We start from the raw sequence: 18,377 nt of genomic DNA on the forward strand, positions 1-18,377 counted from the left end.
CGATCAGCGCAGCACCGCGCTCCCCAACCAGCGGCAGGCGTGCAGCGCCAGCTCCAGTTCGAAGCGATCCGCATCGATCGGGCGTCCGCGCGCCTCCGCCGCCCGGTCGACACGGTATTTCACCGTGTTCTTGTGAATGCGCAGGCGACGCCCGGTGGACAGGTAGCTACCGCCCTCGCCGAGGAAGACCAGCAGGGTCTCGCGGAGGCGCGCCGCGTTCTCGTCGTCGACGGCGAGCGCCCCCAGGGCCGCCGCGACCAGCTCCCGTCCGACCTCGACGTCCGCGGCCACCAGCGCCGCGGCGCGCACCCCCTCCGCCCCGTACGCCGTGACGGGGTGCGCGCGTTCGTCGGCGATCACGGCCACCTCGCGGGCGCGGAGTGCCTGCCTGTGGGTGGTCCGAAACCCCTCCGGCCCCGACGCCGACGTGCCGATGGCGACCCGCAGATCGGGGCCCGCCCCCGTCACGACGCCGCGGATGTCGTCGACCGCCGGCTCACCCGCCTCCCCCGGCACGGCGATCCAGGCCCAGGCCAGCGAACCGTCGTGCGGGATGAACAGCGGCGGCTCCCCCGACCTCGCGACGCGGGCGACCGCCCCCGCCAACGACTCCAGGTCCCGTAGCGCGCCGGCCGTCTCCGCGCCGGCGGCGTTCCACAGCACCAGCCCCAGGTGTCGGCGGCGCAGGCGGTAGCGCAGCGCCGTCTCGGCGACCGTCACCCCGACGTCCTCGCCGTCGAGGACCCTCGCCAGCATCGCCGAGCGCACGGAGTTGCGGTTGGCGAGCCAGCGCTCCCGCTCGGCCTCGTACTCCGTCACCACCTGCTGGGCGACGCGATCGACGTACCGGAACGCCTCCTCGTGCAGCATCTGCGCGGCCAGGTACGCGACCTCGGCGTCGCCCGCCTGCCGGTCGACCTCCGCGAAGCCGAGCTCGACGATGCCGCGCTGGCCGAGCCGGTACGCCCGCAGCAGCGCGTTCGACGATGTGCCGCGTTGCGCCAACCGGCGCGCGTAGGCCAGCGCCGCGGTGGGCGGCGCGATCTCCTCCACGGGGATCGCGTGCTGAGCGAAGTGCAGGAACGTCTCGATGTTGCTCTCGGTACTGGCCCGCAGGAGCTCCAGGAGCGCCGGATCGCCGCGCAACTCCGGGATGCCCGCGGCGAGCTGCTGGTGCACGGCGTCCGAGAGCGGGCCACGTGTCTCGTTCATCGCGCGGGCCGCAGCCGCCATGCACTCGCGCGCCCGCTCGCGCGCCGCCGGCTCGTTTCGCACCGCCATCACCTCACCTTTGGTCTCCGAGACCGGAATTCTCACTGCCGAGCGGGAGAAAGAACCAAACCATCGCGCCATGTTCGTGCGCTGGACACAGTGATTCCTACCACACGCACTCCTACCGTCAGGACGACATCGACGAATACCGACCATCACGGGAGGACACACACCATGACCGAGGATTTCCAGGGCAGGACCGCGATCGTCACCGGCGCCGCACGCGGGATCGGATTCGCCATTGCGCGCCGACTGAGCGAGGGCGGCGCGACGGTCGTGGTCTCGGACATCGACGAGGCCGGCGCCGTGGCGGCCGCCGCACAGCTCCCGGGCGCGCACGCCGTCGCATGCGACGTCCGCGACGAGGACCAGGTGCGCACGCTGGTGGAACGCACCGTCGCCGACCACGGCGGCCTGCACGTCATGGTGCCCAACGCGGGCATCGCCTCCGTCGCACCGCTGCTGCAGATGGACCTCGCGGAGTGGCGCAAGGTCATGTCCATCAACCTCGACGGCGTCTTCCTGTCGATGCGCTACGCCGCGCCGGCGATCATCGCGAGCGGCGGCGGCACGATCGTCAACGTCGCGTCCGTCACCGCAACGGCGGGCACCCCGCTCGTCGGGCACTACGGCGCGGCGAAGGCCGCAGTGGTGAACCTGACCAAGACCGCAGCGACGGAGCTGCGCGCACACGGCGTACGCGTGAACGCAGTGCTGCCGGGGTTCGTGGCGACCGCGCTCGTCACCCACCAGTCGGCGGCGTTCGAGGCCGCACTCGGGATGCCTTCCGGCGGATTCGACGCGCTCATCGAGCAGAAGCAGGGCCGCTGGGGCACGGAGGACGAGGTGGCGCGGGCCGTCGCCTTCCTCGCGAGCGACGAGTCGACGTTCTGCAACGGCAGCGGACTGGTGCTCGACGGCGGCCTGGACGCCGGACTGTTCTGACACCGCACCGCTCCGGGGGTTGACCGCGCGGCGCATCCCGACGCATAATTCACTGACCGATGAATTCATCGAACAGTGAATTACCAGGAGGCGCCATGAACAGCGCGATCACCCTCGCCGGCCTCACCGTGGTGCGGTCGAGTACCACGGTCCTCGACCGCCTGGACGCCGAGATCCCCGCCGGGGCCATCACGGGACTGCTCGGCCCGTCGGGCTCCGGGAAGACGACGCTCATGCGGGTGATCGTCGGGGCGCAGCGGATCACCCGCGGGAGCGCGACGGTCCTCGGCCGCCCCGCCGGCAGCGCGGATCTGCGGGCTCGTGTCGGCTACACGACGCAGTCCCCCGCGGTCTACGGCGACCTGACCGTGGCGCAGAACGTCGAGTACTTCGGCGCGCTGTACCCGGCCCGGCGCGCGTCGGCGCAGGCCGACGTCGCCGAGGCGATCGCGGCCGTCGGGCTCGGCGACTTCGCGGACCGGCGCGCGGAAGCGCTCTCGGGTGGGCAGCGCTCCCGCGTGAGCATCGCGTGCGCGCTGGTCGCCCACCCCGAGCTCCTCATCCTCGACGAGCCCACCGTCGGCCTCGACCCGCTGCTGCGCGCCGAGCTGTGGGAGCGGTTCAGCGCGATGGCGGCGGCCGGCACCACCCTGCTCGTCTCGAGCCACGTCCTGGACGAGGCTGCGCACTGCTCGCGGTTGCTCCTGCTCCGCGAGGGGCGCCTCGTCGCCGCGCTCACACCGCCGGAACTGCTCTCCCGCACCGGCGCCCCCACTCTCGACGAGGCCTTCCTGACGCTCGTCCGTGCGCAGGAGGCCACGGCATGAGCACCGTCCTGAATCCGAGCATCACCCGGGCGACCGCCGTCCGCGTACTCCGTCAGCTGCGCGCCGACCCGCGCACCGTCGCGATGGTCGTCGTGGTGCCGACGGCGCTGCTGACGCTCCTGTACTTCCTGTACCACGACTCCCCCGGCGGCCCGGCGCTGTTCAGCCGCATCGCCCTGGTGCTGCTCGGGGTACTGCCGTTCGCCCTCATGTTCATCGTCACGTCGATCGCGATGCAGCGCGAGCGCTCCTCCGGGACGTTGGAGCGGTTGCTCACCACGCCGCTGGCCAAGGCGGATCTGCTGCTCGGCTACGCGGTCGCGTTCTCTCTGGCCGCCACCGTGCAGGCGGTGCTCGCCACCACCGTCGCGACGTACCTGCTCGGCATGGAGACCGCCGGCAGCGTCTGGCTGGTCGTCCTCATCGCCGTCGTCGACGCCTGGCTCGGCGTCGCGCTGGGCCTGCTGTTCAGCGCCTTCGCCCGCACCGAGTTCCAGGCGGTGCAGTTCATGCCGATCGTGGTGGTGCCGCAGATCTTCCTGTGCGGCCTACTCGTCCCGCACGACGCCATGCCGGGCTGGCTGCAGGGCATCGCGGACGTACTGCCGATGACCTACGCGGTGCAGGCCCTGCAGGAGGTCGGCGCGCACGCCTCGCCGACGGGCACGATGTGGACCTCGCTCTCCGTGGTGGCGGGATTCGCCGTCACCGCGCTGGCCCTCGCGGCGGCCACACTGCCGCGGAAGGTCTCATGACGCAGCGCCGGTCGGGCCGCAGGTCCGGCAGCCCGGACACGCGCGCCGAGATCCTCGGGGCCGCGCGCGCCGCGTTCGCCCGTGGCGGCCTCGCCGGCACGACGGTGCGATCGATCGCCGGGGCCGCCGGCGTGGACACGGCGCTGGTGCACCACTACTTCGGCACCAAGCAGCAGCTGTACCTGGCCGCGCTCGCGATCCCCGTCGACCCGGAGTTCGTGCGCGCGCCGCTGCGGGAGGCACCGCTCGAGGAAGCCGCACCCGTCCTCCTGCGTGCGCTGCTGACCATGTGGGACGGCCCGTTGCGGGAGGTGGGCGTCGCGGTGATCCGCACCAACCTCGGCAACGACGGTGACCCGGCGATCGTGCGCGGCTTCCTGCTCGAGATCGCCCTCGCCGAGCTGATCGAGCGGATGGACGCGGGCCCCGGCGACGGGGTGCTGCGCGCGAACCTCATGATCGCCCAGGTCTTCGGCCTACTGGTCGCGCGTTACGTCGTCGGCTTCGAGCCCCTCGCCTCGCTCACCGTCGACGAGGTCGTCGCCCTCGCCGCGCCGCCGCTGCAGCAGGTGATCACCGGCCCGCTCCCCCGCGCCTGATTCCTCGGGTCAGGCGCTTGTGGTGGCCCAGGTGCGCAGCGGCGGGACGGCGGCACTGACCGCGGAGAGCTGCTTCGCCACCGCGGACGGGGCTGTACCACCGCGGGCGTCGCGGGAGGAGACCGAACCGCGCACGGTCAGGACCTCGCGGACCTGCGGGGTCAGCGCCGGGTGGATCGCGGCGAACTCGGCGTCGGTGAGGCCGTCGAGGCCCACCCCGCGCGACTCGGCGGCGCGGACGCATTCGCCCGCCGCCTCGTGCGCGACGCGGAAGGGCACGCCCTGCCGCACCATCCACTCCGCCACGTCGGTGGCGAGCGTGAAGCCGGCCGGCGCCAGCGCACCCATCCGCTCCGGGTGGAAGGTCAGCGTGGCGGTGAGTCCGGCGACGGCCGGCAGCAGCAGCCGCAGCTGCTCCACCGAATCGAAGACGGGCTCCTTGTCCTCCTGCAGATCCCGGTTGTACGCGAGCGGCTGCGCCTTGAGCGTCGCCAGCAGGCCCGAGAGGTTGCCGATGAGCCGGCCCGCCTTGCCACGGGAGAGCTCCGCGACGTCCGGGTTCTTCTTCTGCGGCATGATCGAGCTCCCCGTCGACCACGCGTCGGCGAGCGTCACGTAACCGAATTCAGCGGTGCTCCAGAGGATCACGTCCTCCGACCAGCGCGAGAGGTCGACGGCGATCTGCGCGAAGACGTACGCCGCCTCGGCTGCGAAATCGCGCGAGGCGGTCGCGTCGAGGCTGTTGTCGGCGGCCGAGTCGAAACCGAGGTCGGCCGCGATGGCGTCGGGGTCCAGCCCCAGCGACGAGCCTGCGAGCGCGCCGGAACCGTAGGGCGAGACCGCGATCCGCTTGTCCAGATCCTGCAGCCGCTGCACGTCCCGCAGCAGCGGGTGCGTGTAGGCCAGCAGGTGGTGCGAGAGCAGGATCGGCTGCGCCGCCTGCAGGTGCGTCTTGCCCGGCAGGATCACATCGGGGTTCGCCTGCGCCTGCGCGACGAACGCGTCCACCACGTCGAGAACGCCGACCGCGACGAGCCGCACGGCATCGCGCAGCCACAGCCGGAACAGCGTGGCCACCTGGTCGTTCCGGGACCGGCCCGCGCGCAGCCGGCCGCCCACCTCGGGGCCGGCGCGCTCGATGAGCCCGCGCTCCAGCGCGCCGTGCACGTCCTCGTCGGACTCGGCGGGCTGGAAGGCCCCCGAGGCCACGTCCTCGCCGAGCCGGGTGAGCGCAGCGAGCATCGCCTCGAGGTCCGCGTCGGACAACAGTCCGGCGCGGTTCAGCACGCGGGCGTGCGCCTTCGACGCGCGCACGTCGTACGGGGCCAGCGCCCAGTCGAAGTGCGTGGACTTGCTCAGCGCGGCCATCGCCTCGGCGGGGCCGGACGCGAACCGCCCGCCCCACAGGCTGCCCTCGTTGGTGCCGTGCTTGGATGCCGGCTCGCCGGCGTGCTTCTCGGCGTTCTCGCTCAACGGATCTCCTAGTCGGTGCCGAGGTCGAACGCGGCGTGGTTGCCGACCTCGTCGAAGTTCGACGGGGTCTTCTCCCCGCCCGCGACGATGGCCTCGGCGCCGCCCTGCTCCAGCTCGCCGACCAGCGCGGCGGTCTCGCCCGCGACGATGCCCTGCACCGCGTACTGCTCGAGCCGCGAACGGGAGTCCGCGATGTCGAGGTTGCGCATGGTGAGCTGGCCGATGCGCTCGTCGGGGCCGAAGGCGGCGTCGCCGACGCGCTCCATCGAGAGCTTCTCGGGGTGGTACGAGAGGTTGGGGCCGGTGGTGTCGATGATCGAGTAGTCGTCGCCGCGACGCAGCCGCAGCGTGACCGAGCCGGTGACGGCGGACGCGACCCAGCGGATGATGGCCTCGCGCTGCATGAGCGACTGCGGGTCCAGCCAGCGGCCCTCGTACATCAGGCGGCCCAGGCGGCGGCCCTCGTTGTGGTACGTGGCAATGGTGTCCTCGTTGTGGATCGCGTTCACCAGCCGCTCGTAGGTGGCGTGCAGCAGCGCCATGCCGGGCGCCTCGTAGATGCCGCGCGACTTCGCCTCGATGATGCGGTTCTCGATCTGGTCGGAGATGCCCAGGCCGTGGCGGCCGCCGATGCGGTTCGCCTCGCGGACCAGCTCGACCGGGTCGGAGTACTCGACGCCGTTGATCGCGACGGGCACGCCGGCCTCGAAGGTGACGGTGACGTCCTCGGTCGTGATCTCGACGGACTCGTCCCACGGGGCGACGCCCATGATCGGATCGACGATGACGACGCCGGTGTTGAGGTACTCCAGGTCCTTCGCCTCGTGCGTGGCGCCCCAGATGTTGGCGTCGGTCGAGTAGGCCTTCTCGGTGGAGTCGCGGTAGGGGAAGCCGTGCGCGACGAGCCACTCGCTCATCTCCTTGCGGCCGCCGAGCTCGGTGACGAACTGCGAGTCCAGCCACGGCTTGTAGATGCGCAGCGCCGGGTTCGCCATCAGGCCGTAGCGGTAGAACCGCTCGATGTCGTTGCCCTTGTAGGTGGAGCCGTCGCCCCAGATGTCGACGCCGTCCTCCTTCATGGCCCGCACCAGCATGGTGCCGGTCACGACACGCCCGATCGGGGTGGTGTTGAAGTAGGTCTTGCCGCCCGAGCGGATGTGGAAGGCCCCGGTCTGCAGGGCGGCGATGCCCTCCTGCACCAGCAGCGGCTGCACGTCCACCAGGCGCGCGATCTCGGCGCCGTACTCCTTGGCACGGCCGGGAACGGCGTCGATGTCCGGCTCGTCCGGCTGACCGATGTTCGCGGTGTAGGTGCAGGGCACGGCGCCCTTGTCGCGCATCCAGGCGACGGCCACGGAGGTGTCGAGGCCGCCGGAGAAGGCGATGCCGACGCGCTCGCCGATGGGCAGGGTGGAGAGGACCTTGGACATGGTCGATAAGCCTATCTGGTGGTGAGTGTGCGGATTCAGGCGAGCGCCACGAGGCGCTCGGCGAGGTCCTTGCCGGTCAGGGGCTCGCGCGCGACGACCAGGACGGTGTCGTCGCCGGCGACGGTGCCGACGACCTCGGGCAGCGAGGAGCGGTCCAACGCGCTGGCGAGGAAGTTCGCCGCCCCGGGCGGGGTGCGCAGGACGCAGATGTTGCCGCTGTGATCGGTGGAGACGAGCAGTTCCCCCAGCAGGCGGGAGAGCCGCTCGGTGCCGCCGGAGACGCCGCGCACCGGTGAGCCGTCCTCGGGCACGACGTACACCCCGGCTCCGCCGTCGGCGCCGCGCAGCTTCACGGCGCCGAGCTCGTCGAGATCGCGTGAGATGGTGGCCTGCGTGGCCTCGTAGCCCCCGCGCACGAGCAGCGCCTGCAACTCGGCCTGGCTGCGCACCTGGTGGTTCGCCAGGATCTCGACGACGGCCGCCTGCCGCCCGGCGCGCGTGGCGAGCGGCTGCTCGCTCACGAGTGCTCCAGCAGCCAGGTCAGCAGCGCCTTCTGCGCGTGCAGGCGGTTCTCGGCCTCGTCGAAGACCGCGGACTGCGGCCCGTCGATCACCTCGTCGGTGATCTCGTCGCCGCGGTGCGCGGGCAGGCAGTGCAGCACGATCGCGTCCGGATCCGCGTGGGCCAGGAGCGCGTCGTTGATCTGGTACGGCCGGAACGGCGCGTTGCGGTCGACGCCGTCGTCCTCGTGCCCCATCGAGACCCAGGTGTCGGTGACGACCACGTCGACGCCCGCGACGGCGAGCACGGGATCGGGGATGACGCTGACCTCCGCACCCGTCTCGCGGCCACGGGCCCGGGCCGCCTCGACGAACCGCTCGTCGGGCTGGAAGCCCGCCGGTGCGCTGATGGTCACGTCGATGCCGGCCGTCACGCAGCCGAGCATGTAGCTGTGCGCCATGTTGTTCGCGCCGTCGCCGAGGTACGTGAGCTTCAAGCCCGCAACGGAACCCGTGCCTTCGGCGCCCTTGCGCTCGGCGATGGTCTGCAGGTCCGCCAGGATCTGGCACGGGTGGAAGTCGTCGGAGAGGGCGTTGACGACGGGCACCGTCGCGTACCGGGCGAGCTCCTCGAGTCCCGCCTGGGAGTAGGTGCGCCAGACGATGGCGTCGACGAAGCGCGAGAGCACGCGGGCGGTGTCCGCGAGGGACTCGTCGCGGCCCATCTGCGTCGACTTGCTGTCCACCACGACGGGGTGCCCACCGAGTTGCGCGATGCCGACGTCGAAGCTGAATCGGGTGCGGGTGGAGTTCTTGTCGAACAGCACGCCCACGCCCTTGGGGCCCTCCAGCGGCCGCCGCGAGAACGGCGCGGCCTTGAGCTCGGCCGCGAGCGCGAGCACCTCGCGCTGTTCGGCGGGCGACAGGTCGTCGTCGCGGAGGAAGTGGCGGGTCATGGTGTCTCCTGGGCTGAGTCGAGCAGAGAGGGCAGGGCTGAGAGGAAGCGGTCGGCCTGCTCGTCGGTGAGGACCAGCGGCGGGGCGAGGCGGATCACGTCGGGCTGGGCGGCGTTGAGCAGGAAGCCCGCGTCCCGGGCTCCGGCCTCGATCGCCTTGGCGACACCACGGGACAGGGTGATCCCGAGCAGCAGGCCGGAGCCGCGCACGCCGGTGACGAGGGGGTGACCGAACCCCTCGACGGTGGCGGCGATGTGCTTGCCGAGGGCATCGGCGCGCTCCGCCAGGCCCTCGGCCTCGATCACGTCGAGGACCGCGTTGGCCGCAGCGGCCGCGATCGGGTTGCCGCCGAAGGTGGTGCCGTGCTGGCCCGGGGTGAGCAACTCCCCGGCGGCGCCGACGGCCACCGTCGCGCCGATGGGCAGGCCGCCGCCGAGCCCCTTGGCGAGGGTGAAGACGTCCGGGGTCACGCCCACCCGCTGGTACGCGAACAGTGTTCCGGTGCGGGCGATCCCGGTCTGCACCTCGTCGAAGACGAGGAGCGCGCCCGCGTCCGTCGCTGCGGCGCGGGCCTGCGCGAGGTAGCCCTCGGGCGGGACGACGACGCCGCCCTCGCCCATGATCGGCTCCAGGAAAACCGCAGCGATCGCGCCGTTGTCACCCGAAACGGCCGCCCGCAGCGCGGCGGCGTCGCCGTAGGGCACGTGGGTGACCGACTCGATCAGCGGCGCGAAGGGCTCCCGCTTGGCGGGCTGACCGGTGAGCGCGAGCGAGCCCATGGTGCGGCCGTGGAAGGCGCCCTCGGCGGCGACCATCGCGGTGCGACCGGTGCGCCGGCCGATCTTGATGGCGGCCTCGTTGGCCTCGGCGCCGGAGTTGCTGAAGAACACGCGGGTGCCGGGGACGCCCACGGCCTCGGTGAGGCGCTCCGCGAGGCGGACGACGGGCTCGCTGATGTAGAGGTTCGAGACGTGCCCGAGGGTCGAGACCTGCTGGGTCACGGCCTCGATGATCTTCGGGTGCGCGTGGCCGAGGGCGTTGACGGCGATGCCGCCCAGGAGGTCGATGTACTCGGTGCCGTCGGCGTCGGTCACCGTCGCGCCGCGGCCGGAGACCAGCGCGATGGGCGGGGTGCCGTAGGTGTCCATCACCGCGGCGTTCCACCGGGACTGCATTGCTTCGTTCGTCATGTGTCTCAGATCCAGGTCTGTGAAGGAGTTTTCGGCGGGGTCACCATGGTGCCGATGCCCTTGCTCGTGAACAGTTCGAGGAGCACGGAGTGCGGCACCCGCCCGTCGATGACGTGCGCGGTGGGGACGCCCCCGTGCACGGCTCGCAGGCAGGCCTCCATCTTGGGGACCATGCCGGAATCGAGGCTCGGCAGCAGTTCCGTCAACGCGTCCGTGTCGATCTCGGAGGTCAGCGACGAGCGGTCGGGCCAGTTCGTGTACAGCCCCTCGACGTCGGTGAGCACCACCAGTTTCTGCGCGCCCAGCGCCTCCGCGAGCGCGGCGGCGGCGGTGTCGGCGTTGATGTTGTGCACCACACCGTCGGCGTCGGGGGCAATCGTGGAGATCACGGGGATCCGGCCCGCCGCGATGAGGTCGTTCACCGCGTCGGGGCTCACCGATGTGACGTCGCCGACCAGCCCGATGTCGGTGGGCGCACCGTCGACCACGACCTCCCGGCGGGTGGCCGTGAACAGGTGCGCGTCCTCGCCGGACATGCCGACGGCGAAGGGCCCGTAGGAGTTGATCAGCCCGACGAGCTCGCGCCCGACCTGGCCGAAGAGCACCATGCGCACCACGTCCATCACCTCGGGCGTGGTCACGCGGAAGCCGCCGCGGAACTCGCCCTCCATGCCGAGCCGCTTGAGCATCGCGTTGATCTGCGGGCCCCCACCGTGCACCACCACGGGGTGCAGGCCGCAGGTCCGCAGGAACACCATGTCCTGCGCGAAGGAGCGCTTGAGCTCGTCGTCGACCATGGCGTTGCCGCCGTACTTGACCACGACGGTCTTGCCGTGGAAGTCCAGGAGCCACGGCAACGCCTCGGCGAGGACGCCGGCCTTGTCGAGCGGCGTGAGATCGGGTGCGGTCATGAGGAGTACGCCGAGTTCTCTTCGACGTACGCATGCGAGAGGTCCGTGGTGCGGATCGTCGCGGTGCCGCGCCCGAGGCCCAGGTCGACGGTGACGTCGATCTCCGGCCCGGAGAGGTCGACCTCGCGCGCCCCCGGTACGCCGCAGCCGTTCTCGGCGATGGGCTGCCCGTTGAAGGAGACGGTCAGCTTGTCGTGGACCAGCTCGATCGGGGCGATGCCGATCGCAGCCATGACGCGACCCCAGTTGGGGTCGCTGCCGAACAGCGCGGTCTTGACCAGGCTGTCGCGGGCGATGGCGCGGGCCCCGATCAGCGCCTCCTCCTCGGAGGCGGCGCCGGTCACGGTGATGAGGATCCGCTTCGTGACGCCCTCGGCGTCGCCCTGCAGCTGCGCGGCGAGGTCGTCGCAGACCGCCCGCACGGCGGCGTTGAGTTCCTCCTGCGTGCAGGCCTTCTCACTCGCGCCGCTGCTCAGCAGGAGCACCGTGTCGTTGGTGGAGGTGGCGCCGTCCACGTCGAGCCGGTCGAAGGTGTAGCTCGTGGCGTGCCGCAGGGCCTCGTCGAGCTGCTCGGGGGTGGCGTGCACGTCGGTCGTGAGGACGACGAGCATCGTCGCCAGCGAGGGCGCCATCATGCCGGCGCCCTTGGCCATGCCGCCGACGTTCCAGCCGCCGGAGTGGTGCAGCGCGGTCTCCTTGGGCACGGTGTCGGTGGTCATGATCGCGTGCGCGGCGTCGGTACCGCCGGTGAGGCCGCCACCCATCTCGTGCACGATCTCGGTGACGCCGGCGAGCAGCTTGTCCATCGGCAGCCGGTCGCCGATGAGGCCGGTGGAGCACACGGCGACCTCGCCGGCGCCGGTCTCAGTCCCCCAGTGGCTCAGCGTCTCCGCGACCTTCTCGGCGGTGGCGTGCGTGTCCTGGAAGCCGCCGGGCCCGGTGCAGGCGTTGGCGCCGCCCGAGTTGAGGATCACCGCGCGCAGGTGGCCGTCCTTGATCACCTGCTGGCTCCAGAGCACGGGGGCGGCCTTGACCTTGTTGCGGGTGAAGACGCCGGCCGCCGCGTAGTGCGGGCCCTCGTTGAAGACGAGCGCGAGGTCGGGCTTGCCCGAGGCCTTGATCCCGGCCGCGATGCCGGCGGCCTTGAACCCCAGCGGCGCCGTGACGCCCTGGTTCCGAACGAGTTTGAAGGTCACGGTGCGACTCCTACGGTGGACAGGCCGGCGGTCTCGGGCCAGCCGAGCGCGAGGTTCATGGACTGCACGGCGGCGCCGCCGGTGCCCTTGGTGAGGTTGTCGATCGCGGCGGTGGCGATGAGCCGACCGGCGCGCTCGTCGACGGCCACCTGCACCTGCACGGCGTTGCTGCCGAGCACCGACTTCGTCTGCGGCTGCACCCCTTCGGGGAGCAGATGCACGAAGGGCTCGTCGGCGTAGGCCGCCGCGTAGACCTCCCGGGCCTGCGCGGCTGTCACCGTCGTCGGGGCGGAGACGGTGGCGAGGATGCCCCGCGCCATCGGCACGAGGACCGGCGTGAACGAGACGGTGACGGGCGAATTCGCGGCCGCCGACAGGTTCTGGGTGATCTCCGGCGTGTGCCGGTGGGTGGTCACGCCGTAGGCGCGCGCCGAGCCGATGGCCTCGGAGGCCAGCAGGTCGGTCCGCAGGGACTTCCCGGCGCCCGACGTGCCGCTCACGGCGACCACGGTGACCTCGGGCGCGACGATGCCGGCGGCGACGGCGGGCAGGAAGGCGAGGGTCGACACCGTCGGGTAGCAGCCCGGGACGGCGATGCGGGACGCGCCGGCGAGCACGTCCCGGTTGCCGGGGAGCTCCGGCAGACCGTAGGGCCAGGTGCCGGCGTGGGCGCTGCCGTAGTAGTGCTCCCATTCCGCGGCGTCCTTGAGCCGGTAGTCGGCACCGCAGTCGATGATGAGGGTCGACGGGGGCAGCGCCTCGGCGATCTCGGCCGACTTGCCGTGCGGCAGCCCGAGGAAGACGACGTCGTGGCCGCGCAGCGTGTCCGGGGTGGTCTCGGCCAGGACGCGGTCGGCGAGCGGCAGCAGGTGCGGGTGGTGCTCGAAGAGCGTGCTGCCGGCGTTGCCGCCGGCGGTGAGCGCGCCGATCGTGAGCTCGCCGGACAGGTACTGCGGGTGGCCGAGCAGCAGCCGGAGGATCTCTCCCCCGGCGTAGCCGCTCGCGCCCGCGATCGCCACGGAAACAGTCATGCAATGATTATGCACCATCATGCAAGCCTATTCACACTGGCTCGGCGAACCCACTTCCTTGGCACCCCCACAGCTTCCCGCCAGGCTCCGACCAGGCGTGATGGGCACGGTCGATAGCAGTAACGATCCACTGCACCCGTCCGAAAGACCTGATATGCGCAACGACCTTCCGAACTCGAACCCCGACGCCCTGACGCAGCCGCTGTCGCTCCCGCGCCGCGAGCGCGGCCTGCGCGGCAGCGTCAACCGCGTCCTCGACGGCTTCGCACCGCGCGTGGAGAACCGCGCCATGCTGGTGAAGATGGGCCGCGGGCGCCCCAGCCTGGTGGGCGATCACCGGCGCGGCAACCACATCACGCAGGCCTTCCACCTGGGCTGAGCACCGCCGCGTCAGGCGAAGCGCGCGAGCCGCGCCGCCGCGGCGTCGCTGGTGCCGGTCCGGGCGATGGTGCGGCGCTCGTCGTCGAGTTGCTCGCCGTAGCTGCTCGCGTACGACGCCCGTACCAGGCGGCGCGCCTCGCCCAGACCTGGGTACGGGCCGGCGAGGAGCCGGTCCACCGCCGCGCCCACCTCGGCCTCGAGCTCGCCCCCGGGCACGGCCCGGTCGATGAGGTCCCATGCGGCGGCGGTCGGCGCATCGATCCGCTCGCCGTCCAGCAGCATCCGGAGCGCGCGCCGCATCCCCACCGCCTTCGGCAGCAGCGCCGACACGCCGCAGTCGGGGCTCAGCCCCACGCCCGCGTACGCCGTGGAGAAGTGCGCCGCATCCGCCGCGATCGCGACGTCGGCGGCGAGCACCAGCCCGAGGCCGCCGCCCGCGACCGGACCCTGGATCGCGGCGACCACCGGCACGGCAAGCCGGTCCAGCCCCGCGAGCGCCTCGTGGATCGTGCCGGCCAACACGTCGAGCATCGTCCCGCGATCCGATGCCGCGACCATCGCCTTGACGTCGCCGCCCGCGCAGAAGAACCGCCCTTCGGCGCGCAGCACGATCACGCGGACCGCATCGTTGGCGCCGATGGACCGCACGGCTGCGACGAGCGCGTCCGCCAGCGGCTGGTTCAGGGCGTTCGCGGCGTCGGGTCGCTGCAGGGTGAGGGTCGCGACGCCCCGCTCGTCGATGCCGAAGCCCAGTCCCGCGCCGCCCGCCGGCGCGCTCTCGCCCGTCTCGTCCACCACTGAATCCTTCTTCCGCCGCGGGAACCGTTCGCGCCCACACTCTCACAGCGCGGTACCCGCGCTGCGGTCGGTCAGGCGAGGTCCCGGAAGCCCACGGTGTGCCGGTACTCGCCGCGCGGCAGGCACGCGGAGGCGACCTGCGCGCGGGCCTGCTCGATCACCGGCGTCTGCGGGTCCAGCACGGACAGGTACTGCCGGTGCTCGGCGAGCGACTCCACCGCGCGCTCGGTGAATCCCGTGACGTCGACGATCAGCGTGGGATCGGGGCACGTCTGGAACAGCCGCACGCCGGCCTCGGCGCCCGCCTCGGCGACCGCGCGGGTGAACTCCATGTGGTCGCTCTGATTGGCGATACCGTTGCCCCAGTCCGGTCCGCCCCACAGCGTGATCACGATGTCGGGTGCGTACCGGGCGATGGACTTGCGGATCGATTCCCGCAGCTCCGGGGTGTTGCGCAGCTGCGAATCCGGGTAGCCCCAGAACCGCACCTCGTCGACCCCGACGACGGCGGCGGACCGTCGCTGCTCCTCCTCGCGCACGGGGCCGGCGGTGCCGGGCGACATGCCCTCGATGCCCTCCTCACCCGAGGTCGCGAGACCGTAGGCCACCGTCCTCCCCTCGGACGTCCAGCGGGCGACGGCGGCGGCCATCCCGTACTCGGGGTCGTCCGGGTGCGCCACCAGGACGAGCGCCGTGGTCCAGTCCTCGGGGAAGATCTGCGGCTCGCTCACGCTCCCCACGCTAGAGGCCGGGACCGGTCAGCGCAGCAACTCGACCGAGACGCCGTCGGCGAACCGGTAGGGCTGCGCCGCGATCACCCCGGACAGCACGCGCCGCAGCCGGGAGATCTCGGCCCGCACCGTGACGACCCGCCCGCGGTCGCCGAACAACGCCTGCGCCAACTGCGCGGCGGTGTGCCCGGCACCGTCGGCGAGCAGGGCGAGGATCTGCGCGTGCCGCGGGGAGGGCTGGTACCGCCACGCGCCCCCGCGGCCCGCGACGGCGACCTCCGGTGCGCGGCCGGGCCGCAGGTCGAGCGTCACGCGGGTGACCGGCTCCGCCCCGTCGCCCGGATCGGGCTGCAGCAGCCACCCGCCCGGCAGCGGCTCGACGGTGCACGGGCCGAGTTCGGGCAGCAGGACGCTCGGCCCCGTCAGGTCGGTCGGCAGCGCGACGCGCGTGCGCGGGGGCAGTGCGCCGACCGCGGCGACCCACCCGTTCACGTCCACGGCCAGTCCCGGCCGGCCGAGCCCGGCCAGCATCGGCGCCGCCACGGACCGCAGCCGTTCCAGGCCCGCGAGGTGCGCCTCGCGCAGCCGCGCCTCGGCCAGCTTGGCGACGGTCGAGACCAGAGCGAGCGTCGTCGGGTGCACCGTCGCGGCGGGACCGGAGACGTCGACCACGCCCAGGATGTGGCCGGTGTGCACGTCGCGGATGGGCGCGCCCGCACAGGTCCAGGCATGGTGACTGCGGGCGAAGTGCTCGGCGGAGAAGATCTGCACGGGCGTGCGCGAGGCGATGGCCGTCCCGATCGCGTTGGTCCCCACCTCATCCTCGGCCCAGCCCGCGCCCTCGACGAAGCCGAGCCGGTCCGCGTGCGCGAGGACCCGCGTCGAGCCGGAGCGCCACAGCACGCGGCCGAACCGATCGGCGATGACGAGGATGTTGTCGCCGTCGGCGGTGAGCGGGTCCAGGCCCGCGGTCAGCTCCTCGAGCACGGGGCCGAGGCCCGACTGTCGTCGCCGCAGCTCGAGATCCATCCACCCGAGGGCGGGCGCGGCATCCGCGTCGGGCGCGAGTCCCGCCGCGAGCACCCGCTCCCAGGAGTCGCCGATCACGCCGCGCGGCCTGGCCGGCGGTCGGTCGCCGCTCATGGTCGCGTCGTAGACCTGCGTGAGCAGGCGCGCGTAGCTCCGCGGGTCCTCGCCCGCCGACATCGCCGGTTCCGTCATCGGGGTCCCTCGGTCACCGGTAGACCAGGCCGCCGTCGATCAGCACCGCCTGCCCCGTCATGTAGTCCGAGTCGGGCGAGGCCAGGTGGGAGACGAAGGCGGCGACGTCCTCGGGGGTCTGCGCGCGGCCGAGGGCGATCCCGCCCACGAACTGGTCGTAGGTCGCGCCGACCTCGGCGCCCGTGAGCTCGGCGAACCGGCGGTCGATCTCGACCCACATGTCGGTGCCCACCACGCCGGGGCAGTAGGCGTTGACCGTGATGCCGTGGGTCGCGTACTCCTTCGCGGCGGCCTGGGTGAAGCCGCGGACCGCGAACTTGGTGGCGCTGTACGCGCCGAGCATGGCGAAGCCCTCGTGCCCGGCGATGGACGCGGCGTTGACGATCTTGCCGCGCACGCCGCGCTCGATGAAGGAGGCCGCCGCCGCCTGGATGCCCCAGAGCACGCCGTCGACGTTGACGGAGAACAGTCGGCGCAGTTCCTCGGGCGTCACGTCCGCGACCGGCCCGACCAGCGCGACGCCGGCGTTGTTGATCATCACATCGAGCCCACCCAGCGCCTCGACGGCGGCTGCGACGACGCCGAAGACCGCGTCGCGATCGGAGACGTCGGCCGTGAGCGCGACCGCGCGGCGTCCCGTCGACCGGATCTCCTCCGCGACGGCCTCGACGCCGTCGGCGGTGAGGTCCACCAGTGCCAGGTCCAGACCGTCGGCCGCGAGTCGTCGCGCGATACCCGCGCCGATCCCTCGTCCCGCCCCCGTCACCAATGCGATGCGTGCCATCGTGTGCGTCCCTTCGTCGACGTGTCACACCGGTCTATGTGACCGGCGACACAGTCGCCAAGGTTGCACGGGGTTGCGGCGGCGCCGGCTCAGCGGAGCGTCTCGACGGTCACCGCGTCGGCGAAGCGGTAGGGCTGGGCGGCGATCAGCCCGGAGAGCACCCGGCGCAGCCGGGAGATCTCCGCGCGCACGGTGACCACCCGGCCCGCGTCGCCGAACAACGCCGCCGCGACCTGCGCCGCGGTCCGCCCGTGCCCGTCGGAGAGGAGCTCGAGGATCTGCGCGTGCCGGGGCGTGAGCTGGTGCCGCCACTCCCCCGTGGCGCCCGCGACGGTGACCGACGGGGCCTTCCCCGCCCGCAGGTCGAGGGTGACCCGGGTGGTGCCGTCGCGCGGCTCCTCGGCGACGGGCCGCAGCAGCCAGCCGCCCGGCAACGGTTCGACGGTGCACTGCCCCAGCTCGGGGAGCCACAGGTGGGCGGAGTCCACGGCGCTCGGCAGCGTGACGCGGGTGCACGGCGCCAGCTGCCCGACCGCGGCCACCCAGCCGTGGGCGTCGACCACGAGGCCCGGACCCGAGAGTCCCGCGAGCAGGGGCGCCGCGACGGTGCGCAACTGATCCAGCCCAGCCAGGTGCGCCTCGCGCAGCGAAGCCTCGGCCAGGCTCGCAACGGCGGCGACCAGCGCCAACGTCGTGGGATGCACGGTGGACGCGGGCCCGCTCACGTCCACGACGCCGAGCACCCGGCCCGTGCGGCGATCCCGGATCGGCGCCGCCGAGCAGGTCCACGGGTGCTGGTTGCGGGCGAAGTGCTCCGCGGAGAAGGTCTGCACGGCCGCCCGGGAGGCCAGCGCGGTACCGATGGCGTTGGTGCCCACGTCGTTCTCCGACCACGCGGCGCCCTCGACGAAGCCGAGCCGGTCGGCCTCGCGGAGCACCCGCGTCGAGCCGCTGCGCCAGAGCAGGCGGCCCTCGGCGTCGGAGACGACCATGATGCTCGATCCGGCGTCGGTGATCGGCGCCAGACCGCCCGTGAAGTCGTCGATCAAGCCGGCCAGCCCCGACTCCCGGCGCAGCCGGGCGAGGGCGGCCGAGTGGATCGCGGGCGCGGCGCCCGCATCGGGCCGCAGGCCGGCGGCGATGACCCGCTCCCAGGAGTCCCCGATCACCTCACGCGGACGCGCCGGCGGCCGCTCCCCGGCCATCGTCGCGTCGTACACCTCCGCCAGCAGGCGCGCATAGGTCCGGGGATCCTCTCCGTGCGCCACCGCCGGTTCCACTGCGTGTGCCACCCCTCGATTCTGCATCGTCGCCCGTCACGGCAGGGGCGTTCGCGCAGAACCGTGCAACGGGGCGCAACCCTTGTCGCATCCGTCA

General features: G+C 72.6%; 19 protein-coding genes. 5 read left to right on the forward strand and 14 right to left on the reverse strand.

The window, feature by feature from the left end:
* Positions 1–3: 3 nt before the first annotated feature.
* Complete coding sequence (locus tag BLQ62_RS13370) at positions 4–1,281, reverse strand: PucR family transcriptional regulator (protein WP_231857733.1); 1,278 nt, start codon at positions 1,279–1,281, stop codon at positions 4–6.
* 165 nt (positions 1,282–1,446) lie between these two features.
* On the opposite strand from BLQ62_RS13370, the gene BLQ62_RS13375 reads away from it, so the two are divergent.
* The 4 genes from BLQ62_RS13375 to BLQ62_RS13390 all read left to right on the forward strand — a co-directional run bounded on the left by BLQ62_RS13375 (position 1,447) and on the right by BLQ62_RS13390 (position 4,398).
* Positions 1,447–2,217 carry an SDR family NAD(P)-dependent oxidoreductase gene (locus BLQ62_RS13375; RefSeq protein ID WP_068568433.1) on the forward strand — a complete coding sequence of 257 codons (771 nt, stop codon included), beginning with the start codon at positions 1,447–1,449 and terminating at the stop codon, positions 2,215–2,217.
* A 95-nt stretch (positions 2,218–2,312) separates the two neighbouring features.
* Positions 2,313–3,044: an ABC transporter ATP-binding protein gene (locus tag BLQ62_RS13380; protein WP_068568435.1), complete on the forward strand. Its 732-nt coding sequence runs from the start codon at positions 2,313–2,315 to the stop codon at positions 3,042–3,044.
* Complete coding sequence (locus BLQ62_RS13385) at positions 3,041–3,799, forward strand: ABC transporter permease (RefSeq protein WP_115391349.1); 759 nt, start codon at positions 3,041–3,043, stop codon at positions 3,797–3,799. The genes BLQ62_RS13380 and BLQ62_RS13385 overlap by 4 nt, the downstream gene beginning before the upstream one ends.
* Entirely contained in the window at positions 3,796–4,398 is a 603-nt protein-coding gene (locus BLQ62_RS13390) for a TetR/AcrR family transcriptional regulator (protein WP_068531630.1), read from the forward strand. The genes BLQ62_RS13385 and BLQ62_RS13390 overlap by 4 nt, the downstream gene beginning before the upstream one ends.
* Positions 4,399–4,407: 9 nt before the next feature.
* Here BLQ62_RS13390 and argH read toward each other — a convergent pair whose 3' ends face one another.
* From argH to argC, 8 genes are read right to left on the reverse strand one after another with little or no spacing between them, the layout of a single operon-like run.
* A complete protein-coding gene (argH, locus tag BLQ62_RS13395) occupies positions 4,408–5,871 on the reverse strand; it encodes an argininosuccinate lyase (RefSeq protein ID WP_068568437.1) in 1,464 nt (487 codons plus the stop codon).
* 8 nt (positions 5,872–5,879) lie between these two features.
* Entirely contained in the window at positions 5,880–7,301 is a 1,422-nt protein-coding gene (gene argG, locus BLQ62_RS13400; RefSeq protein WP_068531627.1) for an argininosuccinate synthase, read from the reverse strand.
* 35 nt (positions 7,302–7,336) lie between these two features.
* Positions 7,337–7,840 carry an arginine repressor gene (locus BLQ62_RS13405; RefSeq protein WP_068531662.1) on the reverse strand — a complete coding sequence of 168 codons (504 nt, stop codon included), beginning with the start codon at positions 7,838–7,840 and terminating at the stop codon, positions 7,337–7,339.
* Positions 7,819–8,757: an ornithine carbamoyltransferase gene (gene argF, locus BLQ62_RS13410; RefSeq protein WP_068531625.1), complete on the reverse strand. Its 939-nt coding sequence runs from the start codon at positions 8,755–8,757 to the stop codon at positions 7,819–7,821. Before argF ends, BLQ62_RS13405 begins: the two co-directional genes overlap by 22 nt.
* On the reverse strand, positions 8,754–9,947 hold the full coding sequence (locus BLQ62_RS13415) for an acetylornithine transaminase (RefSeq protein ID WP_068568439.1): 1,194 nt from the start codon (positions 9,945–9,947) through the stop codon (positions 8,754–8,756). Before BLQ62_RS13415 ends, argF begins: the two co-directional genes overlap by 4 nt.
* A 5-nt stretch (positions 9,948–9,952) precedes the next feature.
* Positions 9,953–10,858: an acetylglutamate kinase gene (gene argB, locus BLQ62_RS13420; protein WP_068568441.1), complete on the reverse strand. Its 906-nt coding sequence runs from the start codon at positions 10,856–10,858 to the stop codon at positions 9,953–9,955.
* On the reverse strand, positions 10,855–12,054 hold the full coding sequence (gene argJ / locus BLQ62_RS13425) for a bifunctional glutamate N-acetyltransferase/amino-acid acetyltransferase ArgJ (RefSeq protein WP_114651893.1): 1,200 nt from the start codon (positions 12,052–12,054) through the stop codon (positions 10,855–10,857). Before argJ ends, argB begins: the two co-directional genes overlap by 4 nt.
* A complete protein-coding gene (gene argC / locus BLQ62_RS13430; protein WP_068531619.1) occupies positions 12,051–13,085 on the reverse strand; it encodes an N-acetyl-gamma-glutamyl-phosphate reductase in 1,035 nt (344 codons plus the stop codon). The genes argJ and argC overlap by 4 nt, the downstream gene beginning before the upstream one ends.
* 154 nt (positions 13,086–13,239) lie before the next feature.
* On the opposite strand from argC, the gene BLQ62_RS13435 reads away from it, so the two are divergent.
* Positions 13,240–13,464: a hypothetical protein gene (locus tag BLQ62_RS13435; RefSeq protein ID WP_068531617.1), complete on the forward strand. Its 225-nt coding sequence runs from the start codon at positions 13,240–13,242 to the stop codon at positions 13,462–13,464.
* 11 nt (positions 13,465–13,475) lie between these two features.
* Here the strand turns inward: BLQ62_RS13435 and BLQ62_RS13440 are convergent, their stop codons facing one another.
* From BLQ62_RS13440 to BLQ62_RS13460, 5 genes are all read right to left on the reverse strand, one after another.
* A complete protein-coding gene (locus tag BLQ62_RS13440; RefSeq protein WP_170842912.1) occupies positions 13,476–14,261 on the reverse strand; it encodes an enoyl-CoA hydratase/isomerase family protein in 786 nt (261 codons plus the stop codon).
* 74 nt (positions 14,262–14,335) lie between these two features.
* Positions 14,336–14,995: a PIG-L deacetylase family protein gene (locus BLQ62_RS13445; protein ID WP_068531656.1), complete on the reverse strand. Its 660-nt coding sequence runs from the start codon at positions 14,993–14,995 to the stop codon at positions 14,336–14,338.
* A gap of 27 nt (positions 14,996–15,022) precedes the next feature.
* A complete protein-coding gene (locus BLQ62_RS13450) occupies positions 15,023–16,216 on the reverse strand; it encodes a GAF domain-containing protein (protein ID WP_068531616.1) in 1,194 nt (397 codons plus the stop codon).
* A gap of 13 nt (positions 16,217–16,229) precedes the next feature.
* Positions 16,230–17,000 (reverse strand): acetoin reductase, encoded by a 771-nt coding sequence (locus BLQ62_RS13455; RefSeq protein ID WP_068568443.1) that lies wholly within the window; start codon positions 16,998–17,000, stop codon positions 16,230–16,232.
* An 89-nt stretch (positions 17,001–17,089) separates the two neighbouring features.
* On the reverse strand, positions 17,090–18,292 hold the full coding sequence (locus BLQ62_RS13460; RefSeq protein ID WP_231857734.1) for a GAF domain-containing protein: 1,203 nt from the start codon (positions 18,290–18,292) through the stop codon (positions 17,090–17,092).
* Positions 18,293–18,377: the final 85 nt, after the last annotated feature.

This window comes from Tsukamurella pulmonis, assembly GCF_900103175.1.
GTDB classification, from domain to species: Bacteria; Actinomycetota; Actinomycetes; order Mycobacteriales; family Mycobacteriaceae; genus Tsukamurella; species Tsukamurella pulmonis.